At 35.4% G+C, this 16134-nt stretch carries 14 protein-coding genes; all 14 read right to left on the bottom strand.

Features of this window, described 5'->3' with window-relative positions; all coding sequences use genetic code 11:
- Positions 1 to 87 precede the first annotated feature (87 nt).
- Entirely contained in the window at positions 88 to 1746 is a 1659-nt protein-coding gene (locus tag IR213_RS11590; RefSeq protein WP_194312471.1) for a M1 family metallopeptidase, read from the bottom strand.
- A gap of 232 nt (positions 1747 to 1978) precedes the next feature.
- Entirely contained in the window at positions 1979 to 3193 is a 1215-nt protein-coding gene (locus IR213_RS11585; protein ID WP_194312470.1) for an ATP-grasp domain-containing protein, read from the bottom strand.
- Positions 3194 to 3195: 2 nt separating this feature from the next.
- The gene (locus IR213_RS11580; protein WP_194312469.1) at positions 3196 to 4626 is read right to left on the bottom strand and encodes a leucyl aminopeptidase family protein; all 1431 of its coding nucleotides are present in this window, start codon (positions 4624 to 4626) and stop codon (positions 3196 to 3198) included.
- A 114-nt stretch (positions 4627 to 4740) separates the two neighbouring features.
- Complete coding sequence (locus IR213_RS11575; protein WP_317173148.1) at positions 4741 to 5877, bottom strand: alpha/beta hydrolase; 1137 nt, start codon at positions 5875 to 5877, stop codon at positions 4741 to 4743.
- A gap of 132 nt (positions 5878 to 6009) precedes the next feature.
- A complete protein-coding gene (gene hisIE / locus IR213_RS11570; RefSeq protein ID WP_194312468.1) occupies positions 6010 to 6609 on the bottom strand; it encodes a bifunctional phosphoribosyl-AMP cyclohydrolase/phosphoribosyl-ATP diphosphatase HisIE in 600 nt (199 codons plus the stop codon).
- Positions 6610 to 6663: 54 nt separating this feature from the next.
- Positions 6664 to 7419: an imidazole glycerol phosphate synthase subunit HisF gene (gene hisF / locus IR213_RS11565; protein ID WP_194312467.1), complete on the bottom strand. Its 756-nt coding sequence runs from the start codon at positions 7417 to 7419 to the stop codon at positions 6664 to 6666.
- A gap of 26 nt (positions 7420 to 7445) precedes the next feature.
- Positions 7446 to 8183, bottom strand: coding sequence for a 1-(5-phosphoribosyl)-5-[(5-phosphoribosylamino)methylideneamino]imidazole-4-carboxamide isomerase (gene hisA / locus IR213_RS11560; RefSeq protein ID WP_194312466.1), 738 nt, complete (start codon positions 8181 to 8183; stop codon positions 7446 to 7448).
- A gap of 54 nt (positions 8184 to 8237) precedes the next feature.
- On the bottom strand, positions 8238 to 8819 hold the full coding sequence (gene hisH, locus IR213_RS11555; protein WP_194312465.1) for an imidazole glycerol phosphate synthase subunit HisH: 582 nt from the start codon (positions 8817 to 8819) through the stop codon (positions 8238 to 8240).
- Between the two features lie 56 nt (positions 8820 to 8875).
- Positions 8876 to 9439 (bottom strand): HNH endonuclease, encoded by a 564-nt coding sequence (locus tag IR213_RS11550; protein WP_194312464.1) that lies wholly within the window; start codon positions 9437 to 9439, stop codon positions 8876 to 8878.
- Between the two features lie 79 nt (positions 9440 to 9518).
- Positions 9519 to 10655 carry a bifunctional histidinol-phosphatase/imidazoleglycerol-phosphate dehydratase HisB gene (gene hisB / locus IR213_RS11545; protein ID WP_194312463.1) on the bottom strand — a complete coding sequence of 379 codons (1137 nt, stop codon included), beginning with the start codon at positions 10653 to 10655 and terminating at the stop codon, positions 9519 to 9521.
- 56 nt (positions 10656 to 10711) lie between these two features.
- Complete coding sequence (gene hisC, locus IR213_RS11540; protein WP_194312462.1) at positions 10712 to 11752, bottom strand: histidinol-phosphate transaminase; 1041 nt, start codon at positions 11750 to 11752, stop codon at positions 10712 to 10714.
- A 78-nt stretch (positions 11753 to 11830) separates the two neighbouring features.
- Positions 11831 to 13117, bottom strand: a complete 1287-nt coding sequence (gene hisD / locus IR213_RS11535; protein WP_194312461.1) for a histidinol dehydrogenase — start codon at positions 13115 to 13117, stop codon at positions 11831 to 11833.
- 88 nt (positions 13118 to 13205) lie between these two features.
- The gene (gene hisG / locus IR213_RS11530) at positions 13206 to 14063 is read right to left on the bottom strand and encodes an ATP phosphoribosyltransferase (RefSeq protein WP_194312460.1); all 858 of its coding nucleotides are present in this window, start codon (positions 14061 to 14063) and stop codon (positions 13206 to 13208) included.
- 356 nt (positions 14064 to 14419) lie between these two features.
- Positions 14420 to 16039, bottom strand: a complete 1620-nt coding sequence (pckA, locus tag IR213_RS11525) for a phosphoenolpyruvate carboxykinase (ATP) (RefSeq protein ID WP_194312459.1) — start codon at positions 16037 to 16039, stop codon at positions 14420 to 14422.
- Positions 16040 to 16134 lie beyond the last annotated feature (95 nt).

The following is a 16134-nucleotide window of genomic DNA, read 5'->3' as shown; positions in this document are numbered from 1 at the left end:
AAAAGTGTGTGCGTTTAAAAATATAGGAGTTAACTTTTTAATTAAAGTTGCACCTTTTTTATCATCTATTAAAAATTTAAAGTCTACCTATTCTTCACTCTTCACCACATTCACATAAAAATTATTATCTACTTCCACTTTCAAATCTTTTGCAGTTTGTGGCAAAATAGTCCATTCTACTTGAGGTTTTAGCCATTGTTCTTTTCCGTTCAAAGTTACTTTTACAGGAATATTGAAACCAGTAACGCAATTTGTCCAACGATAGGAAAGAATATTATCCTTGAATTTATATTCGAATGTCGGGATTCTTTTGTCTCTCAAATATTGGTCAAAAAACGGCGCTAAATCCAATCCAATATTTTTTCTTAAATAATCCTCGATTTGTTTTGTCGTCACAGTTTGGTGGTAAAAAGTACTGTTCAAACCTCTTAAAATCGTTCTCCATTTTTCGTCATCATTCACGATTTGGCGTAGCGTGTGCAACATATTGGCTCCTTTAAAATACATATCGGTGCCAGATGATTCGTTGTTTACATTATAATGACTAATGATGGTGTTTACATTTTGAATGTTTTTTCTCAAACCTCTCGCATATTCGCTTCCCGCTTCCTTCCCATAATAAAATTCCACAAAAAGACTTTCAGAATAACAAGTAAAACTCTCGTGAATCCACATATCTGCGATGTCCTTGTAGGTGATATTATTGGCAAACCATTCGTGTCCCGATTCGTGAATAATAATATAATCAAATTTCAATCCCCAACCAGTTCCACTCCAATCGGTTCCCTTATAGCCATTTTTGAAACCATTTCCATACGTAATACTACTTTGATGTTCCATTCCTAAATAGGGAGCTTCAACGAGTTTGTAACTGTCTTCATAAAAAGGATAAGGGCCAAACCAATGTTCAAAAGCTTTCAACATTCGTGGCGCATCTTCGAACTGAATTTTTGCTTTTTCTAAATTATCTTTCAATACATAATAATCGCAATCTAAATCCCCTTTTTCTCCCGGGAAAACTTCGGAAAAAGAAACATAATCGCCTATGTTTATATTTACACCATAATTATTAATGGGATTTGACACATACCAATTGAAAGTTCTGGTTCCATCTTTCAAATCGGTTACACTTTGCAAACGCCCATTGGAAACATCCGTCAAATTCTTAGGAACGTTCACACTGATGAGCATATCGTCTACTTCATCATACATATGATCTTTGTTGGGCCACCAAACACTCGCACCCAAACCTTGACAAGTCGAAGCGATAAAAGGTTTTCCATTTGCATCTTTTTTCCAGGTAATTCCTCCGTCCCATGGCGGATTCACGGCGATTTTAGGTCTACCGCCATAAAAAATAGTGAGTTCTTTTATTTCATTAACATTTTGTGGCGCAACCAAATCGATATAAAATACATTGCCGTCTCTTTGATATTTTAATTCCTTGCCGTCTTGAGTTACTTTGAATATTTCCAAAGGTTTTTGCAGATCAATTTGCATTCGGTTATAAGAATTCAAAACTTTATAGCGAATGGTATTCGAGCCCGAAATCGTGCTGTCGGCTGGATTTACCTTGATGTCAAGATGATAATATTTCACGTCCCACCAAGCTCTTTCCTTAGTAATACTACCTCGCAAAGTATCCTGATGTGTGAAAACCGTTTCTGATTTACCCATAAGTCCTTGCGCATTTGAATTATTAGAAATAAGAAATGCAATAAAAACAATGCTTACATATTTGTTCATAAATTATTTTTTATAATTATTCAATTTGTGTTTAATTTTTTTTCCCGCAAAGTCGCAAAGCAGAAATACTCACTAAAGTTTTGAATTTAAGTTCGCAAAGAGAAAAAACTCCGTTTTTTTAGAGTTATTAAATAAACCAGTTTAGTTTAACCTTGAAAATCTTTGATTTTCATCTTTGCGAACTTAAAATAAAAAAATAATAGTAATTCTTTGCGCCTTTGCTGTAAAATGACTAATGCAACTTATCGACTTTTTTTTGTTCAACAATAGTAGCAAAATCAGTAGTCAATCGATTGGCATAATTGTCCAATAATTCTAAAATGCGTTCGCCAGAATCCGATTTTACAATCAATCCGGCGTGATAATCCAAAGGAACCCTGAAACAAACTTCCGGATCCGAAAAAGAAGATAAATCAGGCTGATGAAACTTGGACAAAGTCAATACAATTCCGGCATATCCCTTTTTAACTTTTGGCAAAGTATATTTGGTTCCTTTTACCAATGCATCTTCGATGGCTGCCCATTCCTTCCAAAGGTTGATGTTCGAAGCTTCGGCAACCATTTCGGCGAGATGTGCTCCGCCAACACGGGAAGATGTTTCCAGAAAATAGATTTTTCCATCATCATTGCACTTGATATATTCTGAATGTGCTGCGCCGTGTTTCAATCCAAATCCTTTGATAACCTGCTCGTTTACTGCTTTTATGTCTTTATCATCTTCAGAATCATAAAGGATATTAGCTGAACGAAAAATACCACCACCTTGTGAAATTTCCATTGGAGTCGTTAAATATTTTGAAGTAATACTAAACAGGATTTTACCATTCAAAACCAAACTATCACAATGATACACATCACCAGGACGAAATTGTTCCAATAAATATTTGAACCGATTATTGCCCATTTCGTTGATGTGAATCCACAAACTTTCTTTGTCAAACACTTTTATAATCCCAGAAGCCGAAGCTTCGGAACGGGGTTTTAAAACCCAAGGAGGCGAAATTGTGTCAGCAAACGTATTAATGTCGTGATCGTTAAATAACGAGCAGAAATTTGGATTCGTAATTCCGCAACTTTTAGCTCTCATTCGCATCGCCAATTTATCCCTGAAATAACGACCAGTGGTTTGTCCCATTCCATCAATCCGAAGATTTTCCCTTAGATAGGTGGCTTTTTCCACATCATAATCGTCTAATGATACGATAGCATCGATTTTATTGGATTTCATCAAATTGCCAACTCCCAGCAATAAATGTTCTAAGTTCCAATCCGTATCTTGACCCGCCATATAGAAAACTTCGTCTATGTGGTCAAAAGGCCAAGGTTGATCCCGCAGTTTTTCGCTGGTCATCAGATACACTTTGTTGCCTAGATTTTTCAAATGGATTAAAAAATCAGCCCCTTTGAAATAATTTGAAATGCAGATGAAAGTTTTAGAGTTTCCCATATTTATAAATTTTCAATGAATTTAGCCAATAGATGAACACCATAAGCCGTTGCGTGTTTGCTTTTTGCAAATTCATCATCACCAAAAGCAACTCCGGCAATATCAAGATGCGCCCAGGCTTTGTGTTCTTCTGTGAAATATTCCAGGAATTTAGCTGCAGAAATGGCTCCGGCAACTGGCCTTCCGCTGTAATTTTTCACGTCGGCAATGTCGCTTTCTATATCTTGTTTGTAGCAATCCCAAAGCGGTAATTGCCATAATCGTTCTCCAACAGAATCGCCAGATTCTTGTAATTTCTTTGAGACAGTTTCATTGTTGGTAAATAATGCAGCACAATCGTAACCAAAAGTTCCCACTGCACTTCCTGTTAAAGTTGCAATGTCAACAATAAATTCGGGTTTAAAATTTTTGATTAAATAGGATAAACCATCGGCCAAAACCAATCTTCCTTCGGCATCAGTATCAATAATTTCTATTGAATGTCCGCTGTAACTTTGAATAACATCACTAGGATAAAATGATTTGGCATCCACTGAATTTTCGGCACAAGGCACAATTGCAGTAACTTTTACCGGCAATTTTAAATCGGCAATCAGCTGCATTGTTCCAAAAACTGCAGCTCCACCTGCCATATCACATTTCATATGCAGCATTCCGGAAGTTTTAATATTCAAACCGCCTGTGTCAAAAGTGATTCCTTTTCCAACCAAACCTATGTGTTTGGTTTTGGCATTGGCGTTTTCGGGAACATAATTCATAATGACAAACTGAGGTTCTTCGTTACTTCCTTTTCCCACAGATAAAAAAGCTTCTAATCCTGCTTTTTTAGCAGCTTCGAAACCTAAAGTCTCCACCTCAAAACCGAATTTTTTTCCACTTTCGTTTGCCCAATTGGACAAGTATTTAGGTGTGACCACATTTGGAGGTAAATCGACTAAATGCAAAATTTCAAGTTGTGCATTGGCAATTTTCAATGCTTTAATTACCGTTTCCGAGAAATCTTTTTTCGATAATATGGACAATTCAAAATCATCGTTCAAAAATGGATGTTTTTCTGTTTTTTTGAAATGACCCAAATCATAAGTTCCTAAATATAGCCCGGAAATAGCAGCTTCAACTTGTTCAGCCGAAAATTGTTCTGGTATAACCACTGCTACATTAGAACCAAAAGATTCTTTTTGTTTTGATGCAATTCTTCGGAAAGTAGTTTTCAATGATTTATAATCTATGGCTGCACCCAAGCCAATAAAAATATGCGTGCTATCGTATTTTTCGACCAAATAATGTGTTTCTTTCTTTCCGTAAAAAACTTTTGAATGAACTGAAACTCCGTGGAATTCAATTGGAACCAGACTTTTGACATAAGTTTCAAAAACAGGAATTAATAGTGTCCCTGAAAATCCTTCTAGATTTTTAATTGTATTTGTTTTCATCTGTTTATAATATTTGTTTTTTATTGAAAGACCTGTCTGCCGACAGGCAGGTGGAACGCCTATAACCATGTTCCTGTGTGCTAATGACTATTGTCATTGGCGTTTCATTTGTTGTTATTCTTTTGAATTAAAAAAAAGCCATTCAATCGCCTTTGGAAATTCATCACTCCAATAGGTTTCGTTATGCTTTCCTACCATATTAATGCTCAAACTAATTTTCATTTTGTCTTTCACGAATTCACTTGCAAGAATATTTTTCTTAAAATTTCTTACGTGCTCAATCATAGTCACACTTTCATCTCCGCCAGCATACAAATAAATCTTTGTATCATCCGTAGCTTTTAATTCTGAGTCAATTTTTAATTTTGGAACCACCCAAAGTGAAGGCGAAAAAATCATCAATTTTCCGTATACTTCCGGATTGCGCAATCCACTAAAAATACTAACCAATCCGCCCATCGAGCTCCCTCCTATCCCAGTGTATTCACGTTCTTTTTTGGTTCTGAAATTGCTGTCCACAAAAGGTTTTAGGGTTTCGGTTACAAAGCGGATGTATTTTTTTCCTTGTCCTTTTCCAAGTACTGTTTTGCCCACATTATATTCCTTTATTCTGTCTTTTTCGGCGTGTTCTATGGCTATAATTATGATTTTTCCAATTTTATATTCTGACATTACTGCCAGTTTTTTATCAATTTCCCAATTCCCATATTGCGCCTCTTCATTGAATAAATTCTGTGCATCCTGCAAATACATTACCGGATATCTTTCGTTCGTGGAATCATAATCGTGTGGCAGCAATGCCCATATTTTTCTGGTTTTATTGAGTTGCGGAATTTCAAATTCATCCGAAATCAGCAGTACCTGCGGTAAAAAAGACTGCTTGAACGGCAACCAATTTCTTCTCCATCGCGCTACATATTCATTTTGAATTCCGCTGTGTTTTTTGGTCGAACGGTTTTCAGTACGGTTTCCGTGAGCGTCAATTTCGACTTCACTCCAATCTCCTTTGGTGAATTTATATAAAAGTTCTTCAGGGTAATTAAAATCATTTGGAAATTCATATTGGTACAAATTATTTCCAATTCTTTCCATCAAAAAGTCTTTGTCCTGTGTTATCCAACTATTGAAATTCCCGGAAATATATACTGGTCGTGAATCATCTTCATCAGTTTTCAAAAGGATTTTTAATTCGTTTTTTATGGTATTTAATTCTTGCTTAATCATTGTATTTCCTGAATTCATCTCTTGCATTGTAGTACTGTAATTTGTAATAAAAAGTAAATATAGTTGATTGCTATTGGATATAAAAGAAAAAAAGAAAACCCAATAGTAAATGAATAAACTATTGGGTTTTATGTATGAAAATTAGTTGCGAATGCTCTGTTATTTCTGGCGACTTTTTAATATATTGACAACGTCATTCAATTGAAATCCTTTGGCCTGCAATAAAATTAGATAGTGAAAAAGCAAATCAGCACTTTCGTTCAGGAATAAATCATCGTTGTCGTCTTTGGCTTCTATCACAACTTCCACGGCTTCCTCGCCCACTTTTTGAGCAATTTTATTGATGCCTTTTTCAAATAATGAGGCTACATAACTCTTCTCGGAACTCGCATTTTCTCTTCGAAGCGTAATTGTTTTTTCTAATTTAGAAAGAAATCCATACTCCTGATTATTAGTTTCTTGCCAACACGTATCTGAACCTGTGTGACAAGTAGGACCTTCTGGTTTAACTTGTATCAAAAGTGTGTCATTATCACAATCATTTTTGATATCTACTAAATTTAAAAAGTTTCCGCTCTCCTCACCTTTTGTCCAAAGTCTTAGTTTGGAACGGCTAAAGAAAGTTACTTTTTTGGTGTCCAACGTTTTTTGGTAGGATTCTGCATTCATATAGCCGAGCATCAAAACATTTTTGGTTTCGCTGTCCTGAATAATCGCCGGAATCAATCCGTGTGCACTTTTTGAAAAATCTATATTCATATTTTTTTTATTAATATACCTGACAGGTTTTAAAAACCTGTCAGGTATAGTTAGTTATATCCTGACTTCTATATTATTATTTTTAAGTTCTTTTTTTAAGGTTTTGATTTCAATTTCTTTGAAATGAAATACGCTTGCCGCCAATGCTGCATCTGATTTTCCTTCGACAAAAGTATCTACAAAATGCTGCATATTTCCCGCTCCACCGGAAGCAATTATCGGAATATTTACTATTTCCGACAATGTTGCCAAAGCTTCATTGGCAAATCCATTTTTGGTTCCGTCGTGATCCATTGAGGTAAAAAGGATTTCTCCTGCCCCACGCTGCTCCACTTCTTTTGCCCAATCAAATAAATTCAATTCGGTTGGCATTTTTCCGCCCACTAAATGCACCATCCATTTACCATTAATTTGCTTGGCATCAATTGCAACGACAACGCATTGGCTTCCAAATTTTTGTGCCAAATCATTAATCAACTGCGGATTTTTTACTGCCGAAGTATTGATCGAAACCTTGTCGGCACCGTTTTGCAACAAGGCTTCAACATCAGAAACGGAAGAAATTCCACCGCCAACGGTAAAAGGTATATTGATGGTTGCTGCCACTTTCCGAACCAAGTCAATCAGGGTTTTTCTGCGTTCTTCTGTTGCCGAAATATCTAGGAAAACCAATTCGTCAGCTCCTTCATCCGAATAGATTTTCGCCAACTCCACAGGATCACCTGCATCGCGCAAATCTATGAAATTAACACCTTTTACGGTTCGTCCGTTTTTAATGTCGAGGCAAGGGATTATTCTTTTAGTAAGCATAATTTATTGATTAAACCTGTCAGGTTTTAAATACCTGTCAGGTTTGTTATGATATAATTTTCCAATTGTTTCAACGAAATTCTTCCTTCGTAAATTGCTTTGCCGATTATCGTTCCTTCGCAACCTAATTCAGCCAACTTTGGTAGTTCATCAAATTTCGAAATTCCACCCGAAGCAATCAGTTTTATTCCTTTTGCTTGTTCTAAAATCTTGGCATACAGATCAAAACTTGGCCCTTCGAGCATTCCGTCTTTGGCAATATCGGTGCAAATTACGTACTGAATTCCTTTGTTTTGATAGTCCTGAATAAAGGGAACCAAATCTTCATCAGAATCTTCTAACCAACCCGAAACAGCTACTTTTTCGTTATTGGCATCAGCACCAAGAATGATTTTGTCAGAACCGTATTGCTCAATCCATCTTTCGAATGTCTCTCTGTTTTTCACGGCTATACTTCCTCCCGTGATTTGGTTGGCTCCCGATTCAAAAGCGATTTTCAAATCAGAATCTGCTTTTAATCCGCCACCAAAATCAATTTTCAGTTTGGTTTGCGAAGCGATTTGTTCCAATATTTTATAATTGACGATTTTGCTGGATTTTGCTCCGTCTAAATCCACCAAATGTAAATATTCGATTCCATGCGCTTCGAATGATTTTGCCACTTCCAGCGGGTTTTCGTTGTATATAATTTTGGTATTGTAATCGCCTTTCGATAAGCGAACACATTTTCCATCGATGATATCTATTGCAGGTATTATTCTCATTCCTATTTAGTCTTAATGTTTGAAAGTCAAAAGTCTTAAAGGCCTCAACTTTATTTATAATTTTAAAAAATTTGCCAGAATCTGTTCCCCAATATCACCACTTTTTTCCGGATGAAATTGCGCGCCATAGAAATTGTCATTTTCCAAGGCCGAGGAATATTCCAGCTCGTAATTGGTTGTGGCAATCGTTTCGGCACAAAGAGGCGCATAAAAACTGTGTACCAAATACATGTATTCGTTTTCGGCGATTCCTTTGAACAGATCTGATTTCAAATTGTAAATTTGATTCCAACCCATTTGCGGCACTTTCACTTTTGGCGTAAATTTCATCACATCTACGTCAAAAATACCCAATCCATTTGTATTTCCTTCCTCGGAAAAATTACACATCAACTGCATCCCCAAACAAATTCCGAAAACGGGCTGTTTAAGCCTTGGAATCAAAGTATCCAAACCGCTTTCCTGGAGCATTTTCATTGCACAACTTGCTTCTCCCACTCCTGGAAAAATGACTTTGTCAGCTGCCTTTATTTCGTCCGGATTGTTGCTCAAAACGGCTTTATAGCCCAGTCTTTCGATGGCAAACATAATGCTCTGAATGTTTCCTGCTCCGTAATTTATGATTACTATTTTCATTTTATTCTTTTTGTTCCTGCAAGGTTTTTTTCAAACCTTGTAGGTATAATTATGTTTTAAATAAGTCTTAATTTATCAGGTGTTGGATATTTAACTGGAATTAAAACTAGTTTAAATGGAATTTTGTCAAGTTCTATTTCTGAAATTTTTAAATCCATAAGATTATTTTCTTGACAATAAGTAATTACTAATTTTAAATATCGTCGAATAATCATTAATGGTAAAAAATCTTCTCCTTTAAAAATCATCCATTCCATTAAATCTTTTTTCCCTTTTGAACTATTACAACTTTTACAAGCATAAATCAAATTATCTCCAATGTCTTTTCCTCCTAATTTTTGCGCTAAAATATGGTCTAATGCAAGTTGCTCTGTCGAATTACAATAATTACATTTTGTACCGACAGAAAGTTTTACTTTTTCATCATCAAAAAGAGTTCTAATATTCATCGTTCCTGTCAATAATCCTTTGTATAATTTAGATCTAATTATATAATTAAATCTGTCATATTTGGTTTGATTTTTATCGACTGCTGTATGAGCCATTGCTAAATTAGCATAAGCATAAAACAAATGTTCTTTTACCATTAGGTCTTTAAATACAAATTCTGTTTTAGTCATATTCTAATTTTACTATGTTATGAAACTCAATATTAATACCTACAAGGTTTGAAAAAAAACCTTGCAGGAAATGCTAACTTTAAAGCATTCCTTTTGTACTTGGCAAAATCATTTTCTCCGTATCTCGTTTCACGGCCACTTTTATCGCTTTGGCGAATGCCTTAAAAATCGCTTCAATTTTGTGATGCTCGTTCGTTCCTTCGGCTTTGATGTTGATGTTGGCTTTTGCTCCGTCTGAAAACGATTTAAAGAAATGCAAAAACATTTCTGTTGGCATTTTACCCACCATTTCGCGTCTGAATTCAGTTTCCCAAACCAACCAGTTTCTACCACCAAAATCAATGGCCACTTGAGATAAACAGTCGTCCATTGGTAGACAAAAACCGTAACGTTCAATTCCTAATTTATTTCCTAATGCTTTGGCAAAAACTTCTCCCAAGGCAATCGCCGTATCTTCAATCGTGTGGTGTTCATCAACTTCTAAATCACCTTTTACGATAACTTCCAAGTCCATTTGTCCGTGGCGCGCGATTTGGTCTAACATATGGTCGAAAAAAGCAATTCCGGTATCGATTTTACTTTTTCCTGTTCCATCCAAGTTTAAGTTGATGTATATATCGGTTTCATTGGTTTTTCTGGTGATAGAAGCCGAACGTTCTTCCAGTTTCAAAAATTCGTAAATCGTTTTCCATTCTGTGGTTTGCAAAGCAATAACAGCATCCAATTCGTGTCTTTTGGACGAAATCTCATCACTTCCTAATTCCTCGTCCGTGCTGATAAAAATCGCTTTTGAACCCAAATTTTTAGCTAATTCCACGTCGGTGATTCTGTCTCCAATGACAAATGAATTTTCTAAATCATATTCTGGATTGTTGATGTATTTTGTCAATAAACCCGTTGCAGGCTTGCGTGTTGGTGCGTTTTCGTGTGGAAAAGTTTTGTCAATCAGCACTTCGCTAAATACAACTCCTTCATTTTCGAAAGCTTTCATCACCAAATTATGCACCGGCCAAAAGTTGGATTCCGGGTGTGAATCCGTTCCCAAACCGTCTTGATTGGTCGCCATTACCAATTCGAAATCCAATTCGGCAGCAATTTTTCCTAGATATTGAAAGGCTTTTGGATAGAATTCCAATTTTTCGAAACTGTCCAATTGATAATCGTTGGGTTCTAAAACCATTGTTCCATCACGATCTATAAATAGTATTTTTTTCATTTGATTTATTTTTTTTGATTACACCTGACAAGTTTTAAAAACCTGTCAGGTGTAAATTAAGCTTGCAAGGCTTCCATTAATTTCTTGTTTTCAACCTCAGTTCCAATCGTCAAACGTAAAGTGTTTTCACATAAAGCTTGTGTTGTTCTATTTCGAATTACAATTCCTTTGGTGATCAATTCGTCGTATCTTTTATTGGCATCATCCACTTTTATCAAAATAAAATTGGCCTCAGTTGGATAGATTTTTTCAACAAATTTTATATCAACCAATACTTTAAGTAATTGATCTCTTTGTGTTATAATCGAAGCTATTTCAAATTTTATTTTTTCAAGATTACTCAATCTTTCCAAAGCTCTTAACTGTGTCAATTCATTGACGTTGTATGGTGGTTTTATTTTGTTTAAAACCGAAATTATTGCAGCCGAAGCATAACAAATTCCCAATCGGATTCCTGCCAAACCATACGCTTTTGAAAGTGTTTGCGTGATAACCAAATTTGGATATTCGTCCAATTCATTCATCCAACTTTGTTTTTTTGAGAAATCAATATAGGCTTCATCGATTACAACCAATCCTTCAAAATTTTTCAATAAATAGGCTACACTTTCATCCGAAAATGAATTGGCGGTCGGGTTATTTGGAGAACACAAGAATAGAATTTTCGTGTTTTCATCAACAGCTTCTAAAATCTTTTCGACTTGTGGCTGAAAATCTTCCGAAAGCAAAACTTCCCTGTTTTCAACGGCATTTATGTTGGACAAGACGCTATACATTCCGTAGGTTGGCGGCAAAGTGATTACATTATCTACTTTGGGCTCGCAAAAAGCCCTAAAAATCAAATCCAAAACCTCGTCACTTCCGTTTCCGAGCAAAATTTGATTGGTTTGTACCTTTTTTTGCTGCGCCAAAACTGCTTTCACGCTGCTTTGTTGTGGATCTGGATAGCGATTCACGCCATTTTGGAATGGATTTTCATTGGCATCCAAGAAAATCATATCGGCGGTGTCAAAATCCTCAAATTCATCACGTGCCGAAGAATAAGGCTTCATCGACTTAACGTTTTCTCGAACAAGATTATTTATATTAAAACTCATTTTTTATTATTTTAAATTTTGAATGATAAATTTTAAATTATCGTAACTACTAAAATGTAGCATTCAATTTTTCAATCTTTAAATTTTTAAATTTTTCAATCTCAAAGTAACTGCATTTTTGTGGGCCTGCAATCCTTCGGCTTCCGCCATAATCTCAATGGCTTTGCCAATATTTTGAATTCCTTTTTCAGAAATTTTCTGGAAAGTCATCGATTTATTGAAACTATCCAAATTCACCCCACTGTAATTCTTGGCATATCCGTTGGTCGGCAAGGTATGGTTCGTTCCAGAAGCATAATCTCCTGCACTTTCGGGTGTATAATTTCCAATGAAAACCGAACCTGCATTTCCAATATTGCGAACATAAAAATCTTCATCTTGGGTACAAATAATGAAATGTTCCGGGCCATATTCGTCGATTAATTCCAACGCAATTTCGTCATTTTCGACAAAAATCAATTTCGAATTGGCAATAGCTTTTTCGGCGATGGTTTTTCTTGGTAACACTTCCAATTGGGATTGAATTTCTTTTTCCACTTCGTCAATCAATGTTTTTGAAGTGGAAACCAAAATTACCTGACTATCGGTTCCGTGTTCTGCTTGCGACAACAAATCGGAAGCTATAAAAGCGGGAACAGCCGTATCATCTGCCACAATCAACAATTCAGAAGGTCCGGCAGGCATATCTATGGCCACGCCAAATTGGGTTGCCAATTGTTTGGCTACAGTAACAAACTGATTTCCAGGACCAAAAATTTTGTAGACTTTTGGGATTGATTTAGTGCCAAAAGTCATTGCCGCAATGGCTTGGATTCCGCCCACTTTCAGGATTTTGGTCACACCGCATAAATTAGCGGCATATAAAATGGCTGGATTGATGTTTCCGCTTTTGTCTGGTGGAGAACACAAAACAATTTCGTTGCAGCCTGCGATATTTGCAGGAACGGCAAGCATCAAAACGGTCGAAAACAAAGGTGCGGTTCCCCCAGGAATGTACAAACCTATCTTTTGGATGGGTCTTTTTTCTTGCCAACAATTTACACCTTCGGTAGTTTCTACAACAACTTTAGTTGTTTTTTGAGCCGAATGGAATTTCTCGATATTCGATTTTGCCAATTGGATGGCATTTTTCAATTCGTCGGGAATAGTTGCAATGGCTTGCTCAATTTCTGATGTGGTAACTTCTATGTTTTCAAATTTTACACCGTCGAATAGTGAAGTATATTTGGTAACAGCCTCATCCCCTTTCTTTTGAATTTCCTTGAAAATTTCCTTTACGGTAAATTCAATATCGTCAATAGTTTTTGTTGGCCTTTTTAAAATTTCGGACCAAGTTTCGGGTTTTGGATTGAATATTTTATTCATTTATGTTTTAATTTAAAGATTAAATGATTTAAAAATTGAAAGATTTCGGCACAAATAAGCTGGTATCTCAGATTTTTAAAATCGTACTTTATAAAACCATTTTTTCGATTGGGCAAACTAAAATTCCTTCGGCTCCAGCTTCTTTTAATTGGTCGATAACGTCCCAAAAAGTGTCTTTGTCAATTACGGAATGAACGCTGCTCCAACCTTCTTCTGCCAACGGCATTACGGTAAGGCTCTTCAAAACAGGCAATATCTTGCCAATGGCTTCAATTTTTTCGTTGGGAACATTCATCAAAATATATTTTGATTTTCTGGCTCTCAAAACCGACTGAATTCTGAATTGAAGGGTGTCAATAATGGATTGCACTTCTGGAGTCACTTTTGGTGAAACGGCCAAGACAGCTTCACTTTTGAAGATAACTTCCACTTCTTTCAAATTATTTTTGAATAATGTGCTTCCGCTGGAAACGATATCGACAATAGCATCGGCAAGACCAATATTTGGAGCGATTTCAACAGAACCCGAAATTTGGTGAATATCCACTGTCATTCCAAATGAAGCAAAATATTCGTTTACCGTATTTGGATAGGAGGTTGCGATCCGCAATCCGCTTAAATCCTGAATGGAATTGTATTCGAACGCCTTAGGAACCGCTACAGAAACTTTACATTTAGAAAAGCCTAATTTTTGGATCACTTTAATTCCTTTCCCTTTTTCGACCAAAAGATTATCGCCAACAATAGCAATATCGACTACTCCATCGATTAAATATTGAGGAATATCTGAATTTCTCAGATACAAAACTTCCAAGGGAAAATTAGATGCTGAGGCTTTGAGTTGGTCGTTTCCATTATCGATAGAAATTCCGCAGTCTTTTAGGATTTGGATACTGTCTTCGTTTAAACGGCCTGATTTTTGAATTGCAATTTTTAAAGTACTCATTTTTGTTGTTTTTTGTTGTTTTACAATTTTTTTTGAATACAACATTTGGGAAATAAAAAACCCGTTTGATGTACTCAAACGGGTTTTTAAATATGATTTTACATCCATATCATTAACACATCGCTTGAGAGCAATAATGAAAGTGATGGTGATGTAATTGAATTGATAACATAATTTTTAATTTGATAATCCTTTTATTCGATTGCAAATATACGAGATAATTTAATAACAACTTGCTTTTTAATTTAACTAATCGAAAAGAAATTGTTAAAAAAAATGGTTTAAAAATCAAACATCTGTAACTAATAGAATTAAAATATTAGATACAGATGTTGAAATAACCTATAATTCTAAATCTAGTTTAAAACTGGTTCTAATGAAGGACCGGCACTAACTAAACGCTTTCCTTCTTCGGTATTTGTATATTGCTCGAAGTTTTTAATGTAACGAGAGGACAAATCTACAGCTTTACGAACCCATTCCTCTTTGTCTTTGTATGTGTCTCTTGGATCAAGAATTCCATCGCTCACGTTTGATAAAAACAATGGTATTGTTAAATTCAAATAAGGAATTTTTCTAGTTTCTGCTTTATCAATTTCACCGCTTATGATTGAATCAATGATCGCTCTGGTATTTTTTAATGAAATTCTTTTTCCTGTTCCATTCCATCCTGTGTTTACTAAATAAGCTTTTGCACCGTGTTGTTTCATTTTTCCAATTAATGTTTTAGAATACATTGTTGGGTGCAAAGTCAAGAATGCTTCGCCAAATGCAGGAGAGAATGATGGTTCCGGCTCAGTAATTCCTCTTTCTGTTCCGGCTAATTTAGAGGTATAGCCACAAAGAAAGTGATATTGTGCTTGATCTTCATCCAAGATTGAAACTGGAGGCAAAACACCAAAAGCATCAGCAGAAAGATAAATTATTTTACTGGCATGACCCGCTTTAGAAGGCAAGACAATTTTATTGATATTATAAATTGGGTAAGAAACTCTTGAATTTTCAGTAATAGAATGGTCAAAATAATTAATTTCTCCATATTCATCAACAATCACGTTTTCTAATAAAGCATCTCTTTTGATTGCTCTCCAAATATCTGGTTCGTTTTGTTCGCTCAAGTCAATCACTTTTGCATAACAACCACCTTCAAAATTAAATACCCCATTATCATCCCAACCGTGTTCGTCATCACCTATCAAATATCTTTTTGGATCTGCAGAAAGTGTTGTTTTTCCTGTACCTGAAAGACCAAAGAAAACTGCAACATCTCCTTTTTCACCTACATTCGCAGAACAGTGCATTGAAGCCATTCCTTTAAGAGGAAGATAATAATTCATCATCGCAAACATTCCTTTTTTCATTTCACCGCCGTACCAAGTTCCACCAATGATTTGAACTCTTTCAGTAAGATTAAATAAAACAAAGTTTTCAGAATTTAATCCGTGTTCTTTCCAATCAGGATTTGTTGCTTTTGAACCATTCATCACCACAAAATCTGGTTCTCCAAAGTTTTGCAATTCATAAATTGAAGGTCTGATAAACATATTCGTTACAAAGTGAGCTTGCCAAGCTACTTCCATAACAAAACGAACTTTTAGTCTTGTGTCTTCATTTGTACCGCAAAATGCATCGACTACATACAATTTTGGAGAAGTAGAAAGTTGGTTTAAAACCACCTCTTTTAGATCATTCCAAACTTCAATAGTTGTTGGAAAATTTACTTTATCATCCCAATAAATAGTATCTCTGGTAATATCATCTTTAACAATATATCTATCTTTAGGGGAACGACCTGTAAAAATCCCTGTTTTTACTGCCACGGCTCCAGTATCAGTTAAAGCTCCTTTTTCATATCCTTTTCTTTTATGGGAAACTTCTGCTTCGTATAATTCTTCGTAAGAAGGATTGTAAGATACTTCGTGATAACCTGTGATTCCTAAATCGTGTAATTCCTGAATAATTTTAATGTTTTTCATAATACAATTTTTTATATATTTTTATCTTTAATTCTTTACCAAAATTAAGAAATTCAATCCTAAAAAACCTGATAATTATCATATAAAAAATAAAT

The organism is Flavobacterium soyangense, assembly GCF_015277675.1.
Classification (GTDB): domain Bacteria; phylum Bacteroidota; class Bacteroidia; order Flavobacteriales; family Flavobacteriaceae; genus Flavobacterium; species Flavobacterium soyangense.
This window is presented reverse-complemented; position numbering and strand designations above follow the sequence as displayed.